Source organism: Pristimantibacillus sp. PTI5 (assembly GCF_048572955.1).
Classification (GTDB): domain Bacteria; phylum Bacillota; class Bacilli; order Paenibacillales; family Paenibacillaceae; genus Pristimantibacillus.
Genome location: NZ_CP183886.1, coordinates 2382421 through 2399258, shown reverse-complemented (window position 1 = coordinate 2399258; position 16838 = coordinate 2382421). Strand labels below are relative to the sequence as shown.

The window sequence follows — 16838 nt, the reverse complement described above, 5'->3', positions numbered from 1 at the left end:
TATGAAAGAAGAAGATGATCAAATCCTTATTTCATTAACCGGGATTACGAAGAGATTCCCTGGGGTGCTTGCTCTTGAAAACGTTTCCTTGGACGTGCGCAAGGGAGAGGTGCTGGCTTTGGTAGGAGAGAACGGTGCTGGCAAATCCACGCTCATCAAAATTCTATCAGGGCTGTATCGCAAGGACAGTGGCGAGATTCGAGTACAAGGGCGATCGGTAGAAATTAATGGTACGAAGGATGCGCAAGCGCTTGGCATCAGCACGATTTTTCAAGAGCCTTCGCTGGCACCGCATCTGACAGCGGTGCAAAATGTGTACCTCGGACGTGAGCTCCTGTCACCCTTAATGGGTAAAGCGCTGCAAGCGATGAACGAGAGTGCGATGTCAGATGAGACGGAGCGACTATACCGTAAATTTTTCCCGACTGTGGAAGATCTTTATCGGCCTGTTAGTGAGCTTGATGCGCTCAAAAACCGCGTAATCGAAATTGTAAAAGCATTATCCGTTCAGTGCTCCGTCGTTATTATGGATGAGCCTACGGCAGCGCTTGCCGAGCATGAGCGGGAGGTTTTATTTGACTTCATCCGACTTCTGAAGGCACAGGGCGTATCGATTATATATGTATCACATCACTTGCGGGAGCTGTTTCTCCTGGCCGATCGGATTACGGTTATGCGTGATGGGAAGAACGTCGCTACTATCAATAAAGAGGATACGAATATTGATCAGCTCGTCTCCATGATGGTAGGCCGCGAATTATCAAATCACATCGTGAAGGTAAAGGTTCCATTTGGCAAGGAGGCTCTGAGAGTATCCAATCTAAACCGTCGCGGCGTGCTGCGAGACATCAGCTTCCATGTTCGGCAGGGAGAGATCGTGGGCATCGCGGGGCTTGCCGGATCAGGACGTACGGAGACCGTGCGTGCCGTAGTGGGTGCGGATCCGATACAGTCAGGTAACGTAGCCGTGGATGGAAAAAATTATCGCATACGGTCGCCGCGCGACGCTATTCAAGCTGGGATCGGCCTTCTACCTGAAAATCGAAAGCTGCAAGGAGCATTAATCGAGCTGTCGGTCAGCGAGAACATCACGATGGCGGCTATCAATCGCGTCCTTTCGAAGAAGCTTATACTCAAGAAGCGGAAGGAATCGGAAATCGCCGAGGATTTCGTGAAGCGTTTAGGCATCAAGACGCCGCATGTGAATCAAAAGGTTAGGTTCCTAAGCGGAGGCAACCAGCAGAAGGTTATACTGGCCAAGTGGCTCTTCACGCAGCCGAAGGTGCTGATCTTCGATGAACCTACGCAGGGGATCGATGTCGGAGCCAAAATTGAAGTTTACAACTTGATCGCAGAGTTTGTACGTAATGGAGGAGCCGTTCTAATGATATCCTCGGAGCTTCCCGAGCTGATGGGGCTCTCGGACCGCATTTATGTCATGCACAAAGGAAAATTTGTTCATGAGTTTTCACGTGAAGAAGCGACGGAGGAAAATATTATGATGTACGCTTCGGGAGGACATGAATGACTACTCAAACTAAGAAACTGCCAAAGCTGAACGTACGCGAAGGTGTAGGCGTATCGTTGATCCTTGTCGTCATCTTCCTATTCTTGTCGGTATCATCACCTTACTTTCTAACCGTAGAAAATATAACGAATCTGCTGCTGCATTCCGTGTTCGTCATGATTGTTGCTTTCGGCGTCATGTTTGTCCTTTCCATGGGCGGCATCGATCTCTCTGTGGGCTCGGTCCTTGGACTTTGTGGAGGAGTCACTGGCTGGCTGATGATGAACGGTACAAACATGTGGCTAGCGATTGTGGCCGGCTTGGCCTTAGGCGCACTAATCGGTACGTTTAATGGAATCATTATTACGAGGCTACGGATATCACCCTTTCTTGCTACGTTCGCGATGCTCTACATTGCTCGCGGTCTGCTGCTTCTGTTCACCATTAACAAGCCAATTCGGGACTTCGCTACGCCGCAATTTAAATTTATTGCTCAAGGTTATTTATTTGGCATACCAATGTCGGTATGGATTGCATTAATTGTATTTCTCATTTGTTATTTCCTTTTCAACTCAACTAGCTTTGGACGTTTTGTGATTGCTGTGGGCTCTAACAAAGAAGCAGCACATCTTTCGGGCGTTTCTACGGATAGCATCAAAATTCGTGTTTATGCCCTCTCGGGAGTGCTCGCTGCGACTGCCGGAATCTTGTTGTCCTCGCGTCTAACTGCCGTACAGCCGCTAATGGGAACCTCCTATGAGCTGGATGCCATCGCTGCAGCCGTCATCGGCGGAACGAGTATGTTTGGCGGCAAGGGAAGCGTGGTAGGCGTAGCTATTGGCGCCATTATACTAGCGCTTGTGTCAAACGGCTTGGATCTACTGGCGGTAAACCAGTTTTACCGTTTGATCATAACCGGCCTAATCATCATTATCGCAGTTGGCGTAGAACGCTATACCTCTACGAGAGCGAAAACGGCCTAATCAAAAGATGACTATTAAAAGCCGTTTCTGAAGGAGGCTACTACATTGGGAAATTATAGTTCAGAACCCCTCGCACAATCGAATACAACTAGACCAAAGAGTTTGCTCTTGCCACTTAGATTCGATCGACAAATCATCGGCCTCATAGTTTTCTTGGCCGTTATAATTGTAGCGATGTCATTCGCTTCCGATCATTTTTTAACCTATACCAATCTATTAAACGTTTTGCAGCAATCCGCATTCGTCATGATTCTGGCGTTTGGCATGACCTTCGTTCTCTCTACGGGCGGAATTGACTTGTCGGTTGGTTCAATTGTCGGTATTTCAGGCGGGATGACGGCCTGGTTGCTTTATCATGATGTGAATATCGTCTTAGCTATTCTAGGCGGAATGATTGCAGGTACGTTAATCGGAATCGTGAATGGATTTGTCATTACAAAGCTTGGAATATCCCCCTTTATAGCGACGCTGGCCATGATGATTATCGCACGAGGCGTCCTCTATGTGTGGACGGGAGCCATTCCTTTCCGAGATTTTATGAAAAGCAATTTCGAGTTTCTCGGCCAAGGACGTATTTTGAATATCCAGTTTCCGATTATTATAGCGATTGTATTGCTTTTCATGCTCTTATTCGTGTATCGCCGGATGAGATTTGGCCGTCACATTCTGGCTCTTGGTAGCAGCGAGGAAGCGGTGCGCATATCGGGGATTAAAGTGGATAGGCTGCGGATCAAGGTCTATGCGTTATCTGGCTTGATTGCTGCCATAGCCGGTATTCTTCTTGCTTCACGGCTTACTACCGTGCATCCGGAAATGGGCAAAAACTACGAGCTCGAGGCGATTGCTGCCGCCATTATCGGCGGAACACTATTGTCTGGAGGTAAAGGAAGCTTGGTTGGAACGGCGCTCGGAGCTATTATTTTATTCTTGATCAAAAATGCTATGAATCTTCTCAATGTTCATCCGTATTGGGAAACAATCGTCGTCGGTGTCATCATCCTAGTTGCCGTTACGGTCAATATGTGGGGCGGTGATAGAAAGTTGGAGCGTAGGGGCCGTAAGTCATTGAAGGAGGTGAAACCGGCTAAAGCTGAATCCGCATAATAAAAAGTAAGGGTTAGGCTTGTGGTATCGTATCACAAATTTGTTTCAGAAATATGGAGGAGGTCAAGCGGATGTCGGTTGGAAAATGGGGAATGAAAATAGTAATGGTGGTCTTTCTTACTGCAAGTCTGATTGTTGCAGGCTGTACGAATAATGCACCTGCGGTAGGAAATGAGACTACCGTAGTAACGGAAGGTTCAACCACAGCTTACCAATGGGGGGATAAAAAATTTGAGGATTTCGTGAAAAAAGCTGCGGATGGCCGTACGCTGAAAATCGGCTTTACGCCGCCGGCAGCTTCGGAATTTTACGATATAATTGAGCACGGCGCCAATACAATGATGAATGAGCTAAGCGATCGTTTCGGCGTGAAGTTCGAGTTTGAGATGTCCGCGCCGAACGAGCATCAATCGGTTGAGGCTCAGGTTGCAACGATCGAGAATTGGACCGCCAAAGAGTACGATGCGATTCTGGTTTCTTCAGCAGGTGATTTCGATGCGATGAATGCCGTGTATCAGAAGGCAATGGAAGCGGGAACATCGATATTCATGTTCAATATGCCGGCTGAGATGTGGGAAGAAAGCGAACTGAAAGCCATTTCTGTAATCGGTTACAACAACCATTATCAGTCCGGCTACATTGTAGGCAAATATGCGGCTGAGAAGCTGAATGGTAAAGGGAACATTCTCTTGGTTTGGGGTCTGCCCGGACACTGGTCCACCTCTCGTAAAAATGGGTTCCTTGAAGCGATTAAGCCTTACCCAGACATGAAAATCGTAGGGGAGCAGCGCGGTGATTACGTTCGCGACAAAGGAATGCAGGCTGCCGAAAACCTGCTGCAAGCACACCCTGACGTGGATCTGATCTATGGAGAGAACGAAGAAATGGCTCAGGGCGCTACACAAGCAGTAGAAGCGCGCGGTTTGAAGCTTTGGGACGGAACCGACGGCATCATCACTATCGGGGCGGATGGCCTCAAATCAGGCTATGAGTCGATCCGCAAAGGGAAGCTGACGGCGACGGTCAACGTGGGGCCTGTCGATATGGGGCGCGAGTTTATTAAGTCAGTGTTCATGCATGAAGTTCTGGGCTATACCGTCGATAAGATAATTAACGTTCCTACTGTTGTGGTAGATAAAGAAAACGTAGATATAGCAGGTGCTTATACGGAATGGGCACTCGGCACGAAGCGAAAATAAGAACATTTGCCGCTGCTGGCGGGGATGAAGCAGGCCTTTTGCGGACCTGATGTTGCAAGCCGACGTCAGGTCCTTTTTTTATTGGTAATAGAGGAGGGAGAGGCATGGGATGGGTGTACCTTGTGCTTGTTATTATCACGAACGTTATGGCCGTTATTTGCTTTAAAATTCATGCGATGCAGGCGAATTGGGCTCTCTATTTTCTAGGATATGGATGTACCGCAATTTGTTATTTCACGCTATCATTAAGTATCAAGCATTTGGGCATGACCTTATCATATGTAGTATGGTCCGGGGCAGCTATTGCTGTAATAGCGGTGTTAGGCTTTGTTTTCTTCAATGAACCGATGTCGATTGCGAAAACAGTCTTCGCTGCTTTAATTTTAGTAGGAATTGTAGGAATGGTTGTTACGCCCTAGCATTCTCTTCTATATTAAAGGTATAAAGACTGTGGAAAATGACTAAAGAAGATTTCAATACTAAGGGGGATCTATGGCGATGGAGCGAGTGAAGCTGGTTGGTTACGCAGGTCTTGTCCTTGCGCTGCTTATGATGGTTGCCTGCAACAGCAACGAAGTGAATCCTATTGAGGCGTCGAATGAGGAAAATCTGTCTGGGGAGGCCGCTTCGGACGGAGCGATCGCGATAGATTTTGGTTTGTTTTGCGGTGATGGCTGCCAAGAAGTATTGACGTTAGAGGCTCCACGGGAATCCATTAATGGCAAAGTAGGCGTTATAGCCTCTGGCATCTTTCCTTATGGTGTTGGAACGATGCGAATGGCCGAGGAAACGGTGAAGAAATATTTTCCTAATATAAAGACTATCATCGGTAATGGCAAAAGTGATCCCGTAACCCAATCCGCGGTTATTGATGATTTTATCGCTCAAAGGGTTGATGTCCTGGTCATTGATCTGGTCGAGAAGGACTCGGTTAACGCTGCTTTAGAACGGGCAAAGGATGCGGGAATTCCGATTATTCTGATCGATCGCTGGTCTCCTGTGGAAGGGCTGACGCTCATTAAAGCGGAGGATGTTGAGGTAGGCAGAAAAGCCGGCCAACAGGTAGTGGCTCTGCTGAATGGAAAGGGTAACGTCATCGAGTTGAAGGGAACGGCTGCTTCCACAACAACTATTGATCGAAATAAGGGGATTTTGGAAGCGTTCGACGGTTATCCTCACATCAAAATTATAGAGAGTATGAATGCAGATTTCGATCAGGATAAAGGTTTTAAAATGATGGAACATATGCTGCAGCGTTTTCCTGCAGGGCAGATCCACGCCGTCGTATCGCATGCGGATGTGATGACGATGGGAGCCATTCAGGCCATCAAGGCAGCGGGTAGAGAGGACGAGATTATCGTGGTTAGCGTCGACGCCCAGGAAACGGCTCTTGAGGCAATTGAATCAGGCGCGATCGATGCGACGGTAGCGTACCCGATCGTCATGCCGATGGGGATTCTCGCAGCTGCGAAAACGATAGCCGGAGAATCCATGCCCAAATTCATCGAGCTGGATGCACCGGTGGTCACGAAGGAAAATGTGGAGAAATATAAGGACAAAACGGGGTATTGAGGATAAGAGGCTAACATACCGGTTAGACTTTTCTGATCAACAGTGATTCGAGTTGGATAGGGGAAGAGCAGTCGGAAGATATTTGATTCGGGATCAATGTCCCAACCAGCCTAATCATGGTTTAACAAGTAGGGGGGGATGAACCGAATCTTTTCGATGTAGGTTAATAGTTTATATGCTTGAGACAACGCAACAGAAAACGCAATACAGAATCCGTATGAACCTCGTTAACATTCATTTAAAACACCTCGCTTATAAGCCGATCACAACGATCGGCTACCTCTTGTCAAAAGAAAATCTAATTTTGAGAAAAAGCCGAATTACTTACAGGATAAATGAGGGTTGAAACAAAAGAACTTCTTTCTCCATAAAACAGTTATTAGTAGCAAGTGATTCATTACAATAAAGTTTTGTTCTGAACAATAAAGTATTGTTTTATTAATATAATAAAGTCTTGTTCTCTTCTATATTAGAAGTGACTGTCTGATGATAAAAAAGTCTCGAAACAGTAAAAAGTGTGGAACCGCTGAATAAAGTCCCGATGATACGAATATCATCGGGACTTTATTATTAACTGGGGGTTATGAATGAATACTATGATCGAATTTGTTGGTTACTTGCAAGATCTGATCGCGCTTAGACGAAATCAGCTACAGCAGGACTTAATCAGCGATCTGCTGGCCGTTGAGGATGAGGGGGACATGCTTTCCGAATATGAGTTGTACGCACTAGTATTCGTTCTCATTATCGCTGGTCACGAAACGACTGTGAACCTGATTGGGAACGGGATTCTTGCCTTACTTGAACACACGGAACAGAAACATCAATGTAATACTCTATAGCAAAATAGGACGGAATTTGATCAGTTGGATAACATTTTACCTGTCGATTCTCTAAACATAAGTTCCGTTTTGACATGCGTAATTTGATATGGCTTTGTTGGGTTTTTTATTCGGGATAGCAGCATGTCTGCAGCAATATTTCCCATTTCACTGTTTGAGATATGGACTGTTGTCAAGTGGGGCTCCACGATTCTTGATTCAGGAGCATCATCGAAACCACAGACAGCAATATCATTCGGGATTTGTATGTTTTTATTTTTAAGAGCTTTCATTACGCTTACAGCGATAAAATCATTAGCACAAACAAAGGCTGTAGGGAACTCCTTCATTTTGTCCAGTAGTTTATCCATAAAGTTGGGTTCTGAAAAATAATAACGATCTTCCTCGATTACGCAATAAGACATATTGACCTCAATCTTTGACATTGCCAATGCCCTGTTGAATCCATCCCATCTTTCATTAAAGCTCTTACAATGGTTGTAATCGCCCACGAAGCCCAATTTAGTATGGCCATCGTCTATGAGCTTCTTCGTAACTGCGTATGTCCCGTATTCATTTTCCATAAGAATGAGATCTGCTTTCATGTCGCTATAAAAAACGTCCGCCGCAGCATCTATAAATATGGTGGGGATCCCTAAATTGCAGATCATCTCACTGTATTTCTTATCAAACATTTCAATACATATGATTCCATCAACCTTTGAAGGTTCGAAATTGTTCGGTAGAGTTAACGTGTTGATATCCGCATCACGAACAATATGAATGGACAAGTTATAGCCTTCTGAGCTGATCTTAATTTCTAGGCCGCTTATTAGCATGGATCCAAAGTGTGAGAAGATGGGCAAATTACATGTTATTAGAGCAATATTTCCCGGATTTTTTGGCATTATACTTTCTGTGTCTACAAAAGCAAACTGCTTATACTTTAATTCTATCGCTTTTTTTATCACTTTATTTCGAGTTTCATCCGGAATGCTTTCAACGCCGTTTAAGGCTTTGGAGGCAGTATTTCTTGATATTCCTAACGAATCGGCAATGTCTTGTATTGTAATTTTATCTTTGGCCATTTCTACAGTTCCACCTTTACGGATAGATAACGATAATTGCTATTGTGCAATTTAAATGTATATGAATACGAATAAAATATCAATTCATTTTTACAAATGAACAAATGAATTGGGGTATTTGCCTAAGATTTAGATATTTACAAATGTAAAGTTAAAAACAAATATATTTGATATTTACATTTCGAAGTGAATAAAGTCTTTTGTGCACAAGAGAAGGTGAGACTCCTAGTTTTTTGACTTATTTATCATGAATAATTGATGATTCTAAACAACTAGCTCATATATTGACAAAATAAATATTACAAATGACTAAATTAATTTTGTTAAATGTATTGACTAATGGTGCATCTGTTTGATAAATTGTATTTGCGGATTCGGATGTAAGCCCTTTCTAAAGGTGCGAATGTTTACTATTCGTTTCTTTCAATAAATAGAATGGGGGTTAAAGGAGTGCAGAAGGTATTGTTAAGCAGTGAAAAAAACGGATTAATAAATCAAGTCGGTATTAAAGGTAAAGCACAGTATATAAAGAACAATTATTTTCTTTATTTGCTGATCGCGCCTGCTGTCATTCTTACACTTATCTTTAAATACGTACCGATGTACGGCGTAGTCATCGCATTTAAAGATTACAGCTACAGTAAAGGGATTTTAGGTAGTGAATGGGTAGGATTCGAATATTTTATGAAATTTTTGAATGCCCCAAACTTCGAGCCTATTTTTTGGAACACGCTTAAATTAAGTGCCTATGGGCTTATCCTTTCGTTTCCGATTCCGATCATATTAGCGCTGATGCTGAACCAATTACGAAAGGTTGGCATTAAGAAAAATATTCAGTTAGTTTTATATGCCCCGAATTTTATATCTGTTGTCGTTATTGTAGGTATGTTGTTTGTCTTATTGTCTCCAACCGGTCCAGCGAATAAAATCATTACCTTAACAACCGGTCATCCGATTGCGTTTATGTCTGATCCGGAGTATTTCCGCAGCATTTATATTTTATCGGGAATTTGGCAAGCGGCAGGCTGGTCTTCGATTATTTTTGTAGCAGCATTGGCGGGCGTCGATCCAGAGTTGCATAACGCAGCAAACATTGATGGAGCAAATCTGCTACAACGGATATGGCATATTGATTTGCCTACATTAAAACCGGTTATGGCTATTTTATTTATCTTGTCTGCCGGGGGAATTATGGCGATTGGATTCGAGAAAGCATATCTGATGCAAACAGCGTTGAATTTGCCGACGTCTGAAATCATTGCGACCTATGTTTATAAAGTAGGCTTAAAAGCCGGTGACTACTCTTACTCTGCCGCAATCGGTTTGTTTAATTCAGTTATTAATATTATTTTGCTTGTCTTCGTCAATTTCGTTGTGAAGAAATTAAATGAAGGCGACGGCCTCTACTAATGAAAGGAGTCGCTATATGAATATTAAACCTGCGCGTTTGGACCGTGTTGTTCTGACAATCATCTATATTTTGTTAACGCTTGCTGTATTGCTGGTATTAGGTCCATTGCTTTACGTAGTTGTGGCGTCTTTCATGGAACCTACAGCACTTTTGAATAAAGGGATTTCTTTTCATCTCGCGGATTACAGCGTTGAAGGATACAAGCTCATCTTGGGCAATGAGGCCATGCTGAGAGGATTTATAAATGCTATTTATTATTCGGCTGTATTTACAATCGTTACCGTGCTCATTTCAGTTTTTGCAGGCTATCCCTTATCGATTGATGATTTTGTAGGGAAAAAAGGGTTTATGACCTTGTTTATCATCACCATGTTTTTTGGCGGAGGGTTGATCCCTACCTTTTTGGTAGTAAAGCAGCTTGGAATGCTGAATACAGTTTGGGCGATCATTCTACCAACGGCTATCAACGTTTGGAACATTATTCTGGCAAGAACTTTCTTTAAAGGCATACCGAAAGAGCTGAAAGAAGCTGCCAAAGTAGACGGCGCATCCGAGCAAGTCATTTTTTTGAGAATCGTAATGCCGCTTTCCAAACCCATTCTATTTGTCCTGGCCCTTTACGCTTTTGTGGGTCAATGGAATTCCTATTTCGATGCAATGATTTATCTGGAAGACCAGAAGCTATACCCCTTACAGCTCGTTTTAAGATCTATCCTCATTCAGAATCAAGTGGATCCGGGGATGATAACCGATCGTTTGGCAATGGCTGAAATGAAAAGGTTGTCGGAGATCATTAAATACGCATCTATCGTTATTTCAAGCCTACCGTTACTCGTGATGTATCCGTTTTTCCAAAAGTATTTTGAAAAGGGTGTCATGGTCGGTTCATTAAAATAATGAATCAGCTGACATATACAGAGCAAAAATAAGAGGAGGGTTTAGTTTGAAAAGATTAAAGAAAACAGCAGCAGTCATTTCTCTAGCGACAATTATGGCAGTAACCGGGTGCAGCGGCAATTCGAATAACAAAGATGAAAATTCCGCATCGAGCGACAGCGGTTCTAAGCCTACGCTCAATTTCATGACACAAAGCCATGTATTAGCTCCAATGGATCCGAATGAAAAGCTAATCTTTAAGCGCATGGAAGAGAAGACAGGTATTCATATTAATTGGAAAAATTACACAAACGATGTATTTGCAGAAAAGAGAAATCTAGCTCTTGCTACAGGAGAACTTCCGGATGCTATCTTTGATGCCGGACTAAGCGACTTTGATTTATTAAAGCTGGCAAAGGACGGCACGATTATCCCTCTTGACGATATTATTGAAAACCAAATGCCGAATTTTAAAAAGGTGCTAGAGCAAGCGCCGCAATATAAAGCTATGATTACGGCGCCTGATGGCCACATTTATTCGCTGCCATGGATCGAGGAACTGGGAGCTGACAAGGAAAGCATTCATACCGTAAACAACATTCCTTGGATTAATGTGGAATGGCTTAAGAAGCTAGGTCTGAATATGCCTACGACTACAGAAGAGCTGAAGCAAGTATTGATTGCTTTTAAAACAAAAGATCCGAACGGCAACGGAAAGGCCGATGAAATTCCAGTGTCCTTTATTAATTCAAATGGCGGCGGCGAAGATATCGGATTCTTATTCGGATCGTTTGGACCAGGGCTGAACTGGGATATGACGCTTGTTGGCGATGATGGCAAAGTGAATTTTGCAGCGAATAATGATGGATTCAAAGAAGGCGTCAAGTATTTTAATGAGCTGTACAAAGAAGGCTTAATTGATGTCGAGTATATGACTCAGGACTGGAATACTTATATCGCTAAAGGTAAAGAAGATCTTTACGGATTGTATTTCACATGGGATAAAGCGAATATAACCGGCATGAACGATAAATATGAGCCAATGCCTGCGCTTGTTGGGCCAACTGGCTTGAAAAACGTAGCAAGAACGAACGGAATGGGCTTCGATCGAGGCAGAATGATCGTTACAAAAGAGAACAAAGACCTTGAAGCAACTGCCAAATGGATGGATCAATTGTACGATCCGCTTCAATCGGTACAGAATAACTGGGGCACATACGGTGATGAAAAACAGCAAAATATTTTTGAATTGGACGAGGCTGCTCAAATGCTGAAGCATTTGCCTTTGGAAGGAACTGCTCCAGGAGAATTAAGAGGAAAAACGAGTGTCGGCGGCCCATTAGCTATATTAGATACTTACTACGGCAGTGTGACGACCAAACCAGATGATGCTGCTTGGAGACTAGATATCCTTAAAAATGTGTACGTGTCTGACGTAAAAGCGAAAAATATTTACCCTAGAGTTTTCTTTTCTTTGGAAGACGCGGAAAGGCTGTCTGCCATTGAAGCTGACCTGTTCCCATATGTACTCAGAAAGCGTACGGAATGGACGGAGAACGGGAAAGTAGACCAAGAATGGGATGAGTATTTGAAGGAATTGGATCGTCTAGGCTTGCAGGAATATCTGACTATCAAACAAGCAGGCTATGACCGAAATGCAGGTAAATAAATAATAGATAAATTGGATAGAAGTATGCTCTAGATTTTAGAGCATACTTCAAAAGGAGTGGAATACATGTTAACGATAAATTACAGAGAAAAATATCGTCCACAGTTTCATTTTACGCCACCTGCAAATTGGATGAATGATCCAAACGGAATGGTGTATTTTGAAGGAGAATACCATTTGTTTTATCAGCATCATCCGGATGGAACGTCATGGGGCCCTATGCATTGGGGACACGCGATCAGTTCGGACTTGATTCACTGGGAGCATTGTCCGATCGCGCTTAAGCCGGATGAGAATGGAGCGATTTTCTCCGGAAGCGCAGTCGTAGACTGGGAGGATACAAGCGGCCTATTTTCCGGCCAACCGGGCCTGGTCGCTATATTTACACATGCCGATCAATATCCAGATTCCGATCGACCAAGACAACGGCAAAGTCTTGCCTATAGTACGGACAAGGGAAGAACCTGGTCGTTGTATGAAGGCAATCCCGTACTATGTGATGAGCAAATCGTAGATTTCCGTGATCCGAAGGTGTTTTGGCATACTGATTCACAGCGCTGGATCATGGTGATCGCAGCTGGAGATCGTGTTCACATTTATACTTCTCCGAATTTGAAGGTATGGGAATTTGCAAGTGAGTTTGGTGCTGCAGAAGGCTCGCATGATGGTGTGTGGGAATGCCCGGATTTAATAGAGCTACCGGTAGAAGGTCAAGAAAATGCTAGTAAATGGGTAATGATCGTAAGTATTGGAGATAATCCTGCATTTCAGGAAGGTTCAAGAACGCAATATTTTGTAGGTCATTTTGACGGTCAAGCTTTTACGAATGATGATTCGACTGAGACGGTTTTATGGCTCGATCATGGTAGAGATAACTATGCCGGTGTTACCTGGTCGGATGTGGATAGGACGGACAATGGGAAGCTGTTTATCGGATGGATGAGCAATTGGAAATATGCGAATTTAACGCCCACAGATAGTTGGAGAAGCGCAATGACATTGCCTAGATTACTCTCTCTGCGCTCCGTACGGGACGGTATTCGATTGGTTCAAAAGCCGTTAACTGATGTTCAGAAGCTTCGTCAGCAGACGCAGCTTTGGGAAGAAGTTTATGTAAGCCCAGGCCAAAACCTCCTCTCGGACATGCAAGGTGATACCTATGAAATAGAGTGCGAACTGGAAATTGGGCATGCCTCGGAAATCGGATTTAAACTTCGTAAATCAGTTCATGAGGAAACCATTGTGGCTTATAACAGCGTCGCTCAATCGCTGTATATTGACCGCTGTAATTCTGGCGAGAAAGCATTTCATATAGCCTTTGGATGCAAACATGAAGTACCGTTGCAGTTGGAGAAAGGAAGATTAAAACTGCATTTATTTGTCGATCAGTCGTCCATCGAAGTATTTGCAAATGATGGTGAAATCGCGATTACTGATCAAATTTTCCCAGATCCATCAAGCACAGGTTTGGAGCTTTTTGTTCGCGGCGGCAGCGCAAAAGTGATCTCTCTTTCTCTGCATGCCTTAAAAACTATTTATTCGGTTGCAACTGTGAAATGAATGGATAGACGAATGCGAGGTATAATCAATTGACTTTATTAGGAGCTATTGAAGGCGGAGGAACTAAGTTTGTTTGTGGAATTGGAACACCTGAAGGCATAATCATTGAAAGTGTTTCTTTTTCGACAACAACACCTGAAGAAACGCTCGGAAAAGCGATGAACTATTTTGCTAACAAAGGAATACAAGCCATAGGAATTGGTACATTTGGGCCGATTGATGTTAATCCCAAAAGCCCGAACTTTGGAGCAGTTGGAAAAACCCCAAAGCCGTATTGGAGCGGTTTTCCAGTTATAGAGTATGTAAAGCGGCATTTTGATATTCCAATTGGTTTCGATACGGATGTGAATGCAGCCGCGCTGGGTGAGACTACATGGGGAGCAGCAAAAGGCATAAATAACTGCTTGTATATGACGATCGGTACGGGAATTGGGGCTGGGGCAGTTGTTGAAGGGAAGCTCGTTCATGGCTTGAGTCATCCGGAGATGGGACATATACTTATTCGCCGGCATCCTGAGGACAAATATATAGGGCATTGTCCTTTTCACCAAGATTGTTTGGAAGGGCTTGCTGCTGGGCCAGCAATCGAAGCTCGTTGGAGCAAGAAAGCATACGAATTGAATGAAATGCATCCAGCTTGGCTAATGGAAAGCTACTATATCGCCCAAGCGCTTGTGAATTATATTCTTGTTTTGTCTCCAGAAAAAATGATTCTGGGAGGCGGCGTAATGAATCAATTACATTTGTATCCCATGATTCGTGATCAGGTCGCTTCGCTGTTAAATGGGTATTTGCAGCATCCTGCACTTTCAGGAACTGGGGAAAACTTTATCGTAAAGCCTGCTTTAGGGGCAAAGGCGGGACTCATCGGTGCGCTTGCTCTAGCTATGAGTGCTCTCGGCCTATACGAATAGGTTCGAATAAGGCGTCGAGATCAATCGACGCCTTTTTGAGTTGTTCAGGTATAGCGTCTGCAAGCCATTGCAAATCTATAAATTTGGTGAGGTACACTAAATGAACTTTGAACCAATTCGTCGAGATGAGGGTCATTTTCAACAATCGCTAAAGCTTGATGATATCGTAAAGGTTTGCTCGATTGCATTTGCAGAAGAGAATAAGATGCTTGAAATCGAAAAGATGGAATCGGGATTTATTACAATACATATTGCATTACAATGCCAAGGTTATGCTAAAGGTGGCGCTATGTTACCCTGAATTGCTTTATAGCCAACGAGCCAACTTTAGACTTGCTTTATATCCAATCGAATTAGGGGTGAATTCTGTTGAACTTAAAAGTTGAAGAAATTATTCGCGAAGTACCAGAGTTAAACTATGAATTCTTAAGTTTTGAAAGTCTTAATGGTGGGCTGTGCAACCAAACCTACAAGATACAAATGAAACAGAGTAAATACGTTCTTCGCATCAATAACAGGCAAAATGAGTATTTGAACCTGACACGCCGTTCCGAAGTAGAAGTGATGAAGAAGGCAAACCACGAAGGATTTGCTCCTAAAGTGATTTCGGGTAATTATCCGGAACAATTTGTAGTTACGGAATTTATAGAAGGGCGAATGCTAGAGAAAGATGATCTCAAAGACTAACTTAAGTGTGATTTATAGGTACAAACTTTAATGTAATCGGGTGATTTGAGCACATATTTTGGACACCAACTATAATGTCACTGAACATGTTAGTGCATTTCCGAAAATGTTTACCGACACCACTAAAAGTTTGCCACTCATCACTAAAAGTTTACCGCTAAGCCGACGAAATTTAGGTATCCACTCCTGATTTTCGCTCGGCTTTTTTCTTGCTCTTTTCCCCAGGAACTTGTCTTTTCCTCAATCCCTTTCTCCTGCCTTTTTCCCGCATCCATATTAGGGATAAGGGAAGAGGGGATAAGGATTAGGGATACTCTCATCCCTGCATCCCTACTTACATTTCCCCTATAAAACCTTGATACATAAGTATTTTACGGCTGTATTGCAGTGACTTTTCCTCAATCTTTTCCCCGATTAATAGTAGTGATCGAAGCCATTAATCAGCGGTTGTTCCCAGGCATTTTCTCAATCGTTTTCCTTTAACCCTGTTCCCTAAATCCCTGCTTTTCCCTCTGCCTCACGTCAAACTTATTTTGTCTTTTGCCCTGATTTACCTCGATTTTTTGTGATTTGCTCGGTCATTTTGCGGGTTTCAGTCGCAAACTTATTTTGCTTCGGGGGATTGGGGAAAAGAATGAGGAAGGGCTGGGAAGCCTTGTGGGGCGTGAGATTGGAGCGAATGGAGTGGGTGGGAGAGGAGTGGTAGTCTTATTTGCATGGAGACAATGGCAGCATCGTTGAATCGAACAAGACGCCTGTAACTATTTTAGTCAATGACATTTAGACAAAGGCTTTATGTTCGAGAGCCCAAGTTATGGTCGGTAGATGAGCCGAATCTATATTACTGCTATTCGAAGATCCATGTAGATGACAAAGTAGTTGTCGAAGATAGGAATCATTTCGGTATTAGAAAGCTTCAGTATTTCTGAATCCTGATCATCTGACAAGACTATTTAAGAAGGAAACGGGCCATACGATAACCGATTATGCCCTGCTGGAAAGAATCAAGCTGGTGAAGGAATTGTTAACCCAAACGAACATCCCCATCAGTTCCATTTCATCATCCGTTGGGTATTCTAATTTCTCTCATTTTACAAATGTAATCAAGATATTTGCGGAAATGGGGCCAACGGAGTACAGAAGCCAATTCCGTGATCATAAGTGAATATTAAGCTAATCAAAACAAAAAAGCTGATAATTCCTTGCGAAGGAAATACCGGCTTCTTTTGTCTGCAAAATTACATGGTTAATCATTTCCATCATTAACGATTTTGGATCTAAGCAAAGGCAAGCTATGCGGCTAATTTTAATAGATGGTAAAAATATTTCATTTTCACATCATTCTCTCATTTTCATTAGATATAATTGCAAATGACTTCGGAATGATTATCATTATCAAATAAATGATGGAATATGACCTAAAACGGTTTGCATCGAAGGAAGGTGG

General features: G+C 43.1%; 17 protein-coding genes. 16 read left to right on the top strand and 1 reads right to left on the bottom strand.

All coding sequences use genetic code 11. The annotated features are described in order from the left end of the window. The first annotated feature begins 1 nt into the window (after position 1). The 7 genes from ACN6MW_RS10690 to ACN6MW_RS10660 all read left to right on the top strand — a co-directional run bounded on the left by ACN6MW_RS10690 (position 2) and on the right by ACN6MW_RS10660 (position 7207). Complete coding sequence (locus ACN6MW_RS10690) at positions 2 to 1528, top strand: sugar ABC transporter ATP-binding protein (RefSeq protein ID WP_419875448.1); 1527 nt, start codon at positions 2 to 4, stop codon at positions 1526 to 1528. Continuing rightward, the gene (locus ACN6MW_RS10685) at positions 1525 to 2490 is read left to right on the top strand and encodes an ABC transporter permease (RefSeq protein ID WP_419875447.1); all 966 of its coding nucleotides are present in this window, start codon (positions 1525 to 1527) and stop codon (positions 2488 to 2490) included. The genes ACN6MW_RS10690 and ACN6MW_RS10685 overlap by 4 nt, the downstream gene beginning before the upstream one ends. A 108-nt stretch (positions 2491 to 2598) precedes the next feature. After that, entirely contained in the window at positions 2599 to 3594 is a 996-nt protein-coding gene (locus tag ACN6MW_RS10680; RefSeq protein ID WP_419875446.1) for an ABC transporter permease, read from the top strand. 71 nt (positions 3595 to 3665) lie between these two features. After that, positions 3666 to 4793, top strand: a complete 1128-nt coding sequence (locus tag ACN6MW_RS10675; protein ID WP_419875445.1) for a sugar ABC transporter substrate-binding protein — start codon at positions 3666 to 3668, stop codon at positions 4791 to 4793. A gap of 104 nt (positions 4794 to 4897) precedes the next feature. Then, entirely contained in the window at positions 4898 to 5212 is a 315-nt protein-coding gene (locus tag ACN6MW_RS10670) for a DMT family transporter (RefSeq protein WP_419875444.1), read from the top strand. 79 nt (positions 5213 to 5291) lie between these two features. Next, a complete protein-coding gene (locus ACN6MW_RS10665) occupies positions 5292 to 6365 on the top strand; it encodes a substrate-binding domain-containing protein (RefSeq protein ID WP_419875443.1) in 1074 nt (357 codons plus the stop codon). 587 nt (positions 6366 to 6952) lie between these two features. Next, the gene (locus ACN6MW_RS10660) at positions 6953 to 7207 is read left to right on the top strand and encodes a cytochrome P450 (protein ID WP_419875442.1); all 255 of its coding nucleotides are present in this window, start codon (positions 6953 to 6955) and stop codon (positions 7205 to 7207) included. A gap of 20 nt (positions 7208 to 7227) precedes the next feature. Here ACN6MW_RS10660 and ACN6MW_RS10655 read toward each other — a convergent pair whose 3' ends face one another. Beyond that, the gene (locus ACN6MW_RS10655; protein ID WP_419875441.1) at positions 7228 to 8274 is read right to left on the bottom strand and encodes a LacI family DNA-binding transcriptional regulator; all 1047 of its coding nucleotides are present in this window, start codon (positions 8272 to 8274) and stop codon (positions 7228 to 7230) included. A 450-nt stretch (positions 8275 to 8724) separates the two neighbouring features. Here ACN6MW_RS10655 and ACN6MW_RS10650 point away from each other — a divergent pair, with 450 nt between their 5' ends. The 9 genes from ACN6MW_RS10650 (at position 8725) to ACN6MW_RS10610 (ending at position 16556) form a co-directional block, all read left to right on the top strand. Continuing rightward, positions 8725 to 9684, top strand: coding sequence for an ABC transporter permease (locus tag ACN6MW_RS10650; protein ID WP_419875440.1), 960 nt, complete (start codon positions 8725 to 8727; stop codon positions 9682 to 9684). Between the two features lie 16 nt (positions 9685 to 9700). Continuing rightward, positions 9701 to 10582, top strand: coding sequence for a carbohydrate ABC transporter permease (locus ACN6MW_RS10645; RefSeq protein ID WP_419875439.1), 882 nt, complete (start codon positions 9701 to 9703; stop codon positions 10580 to 10582). A gap of 94 nt (positions 10583 to 10676) precedes the next feature. Beyond that, positions 10677 to 12230, top strand: coding sequence for an ABC transporter substrate-binding protein (locus tag ACN6MW_RS10640; protein ID WP_419876324.1), 1554 nt, complete (start codon positions 10677 to 10679; stop codon positions 12228 to 12230). Positions 12231 to 12296: 66 nt separating this feature from the next. Further along, the gene (locus tag ACN6MW_RS10635) at positions 12297 to 13790 is read left to right on the top strand and encodes a glycoside hydrolase family 32 protein (protein WP_419875438.1); all 1494 of its coding nucleotides are present in this window, start codon (positions 12297 to 12299) and stop codon (positions 13788 to 13790) included. A gap of 29 nt (positions 13791 to 13819) precedes the next feature. Beyond that, a complete protein-coding gene (locus tag ACN6MW_RS10630) occupies positions 13820 to 14704 on the top strand; it encodes an ROK family protein (RefSeq protein WP_419875437.1) in 885 nt (294 codons plus the stop codon). 100 nt (positions 14705 to 14804) lie between these two features. Further along, positions 14805 to 15005: a hypothetical protein gene (locus ACN6MW_RS10625; protein WP_419875436.1), complete on the top strand. Its 201-nt coding sequence runs from the start codon at positions 14805 to 14807 to the stop codon at positions 15003 to 15005. Positions 15006 to 15073: 68 nt separating this feature from the next. Continuing rightward, on the top strand, positions 15074 to 15391 hold the full coding sequence (locus tag ACN6MW_RS10620; RefSeq protein ID WP_419875435.1) for a phosphotransferase: 318 nt from the start codon (positions 15074 to 15076) through the stop codon (positions 15389 to 15391). A 773-nt stretch (positions 15392 to 16164) separates the two neighbouring features. After that, positions 16165 to 16320 carry a hypothetical protein gene (locus ACN6MW_RS10615; protein ID WP_419875434.1) on the top strand — a complete coding sequence of 52 codons (156 nt, stop codon included), beginning with the start codon at positions 16165 to 16167 and terminating at the stop codon, positions 16318 to 16320. Next, complete coding sequence (locus ACN6MW_RS10610) at positions 16317 to 16556, top strand: helix-turn-helix domain-containing protein (protein ID WP_419876323.1); 240 nt, start codon at positions 16317 to 16319, stop codon at positions 16554 to 16556. The genes ACN6MW_RS10615 and ACN6MW_RS10610 overlap by 4 nt, the downstream gene beginning before the upstream one ends. Positions 16557 to 16838 lie beyond the last annotated feature (282 nt).

Coding starts and splice junctions, on each gene's coding strand:
- ACN6MW_RS10645 (WP_419875439.1), top strand. CDS start 9,701: ATGAATATTAAACCTGCGCGTTTGGACCGTGTTGTTCTGACAATCATC.
- ACN6MW_RS10615 (WP_419875434.1), top strand. CDS start 16,165: ATGACATTTAGACAAAGGCTTTATGTTCGAGAGCCCAAGTTATGGTCG.
- ACN6MW_RS10665 (WP_419875443.1), top strand. CDS start 5,292: ATGGAGCGAGTGAAGCTGGTTGGTTACGCAGGTCTTGTCCTTGCGCTG.
- ACN6MW_RS10635 (WP_419875438.1), top strand. CDS start 12,297: ATGTTAACGATAAATTACAGAGAAAAATATCGTCCACAGTTTCATTTT.
- ACN6MW_RS10670 (WP_419875444.1), top strand. CDS start 4,898: ATGGGATGGGTGTACCTTGTGCTTGTTATTATCACGAACGTTATGGCC.
- ACN6MW_RS10685 (WP_419875447.1), top strand. CDS start 1,525: ATGACTACTCAAACTAAGAAACTGCCAAAGCTGAACGTACGCGAAGGT.
- ACN6MW_RS10625 (WP_419875436.1), top strand. CDS start 14,805: ATGAACTTTGAACCAATTCGTCGAGATGAGGGTCATTTTCAACAATCG.
- ACN6MW_RS10655 (WP_419875441.1), bottom strand. CDS start 8,274: ATGGCCAAAGATAAAATTACAATACAAGACATTGCCGATTCGTTAGGA.
- ACN6MW_RS10660 (WP_419875442.1), top strand. CDS start 6,953: ATGAATACTATGATCGAATTTGTTGGTTACTTGCAAGATCTGATCGCG.
- ACN6MW_RS10640 (WP_419876324.1), top strand. CDS start 10,677: ATGGCAGTAACCGGGTGCAGCGGCAATTCGAATAACAAAGATGAAAAT.
- ACN6MW_RS10675 (WP_419875445.1), top strand. CDS start 3,666: ATGTCGGTTGGAAAATGGGGAATGAAAATAGTAATGGTGGTCTTTCTT.
- ACN6MW_RS10690 (WP_419875448.1), top strand. CDS start 2: ATGAAAGAAGAAGATGATCAAATCCTTATTTCATTAACCGGGATTACG.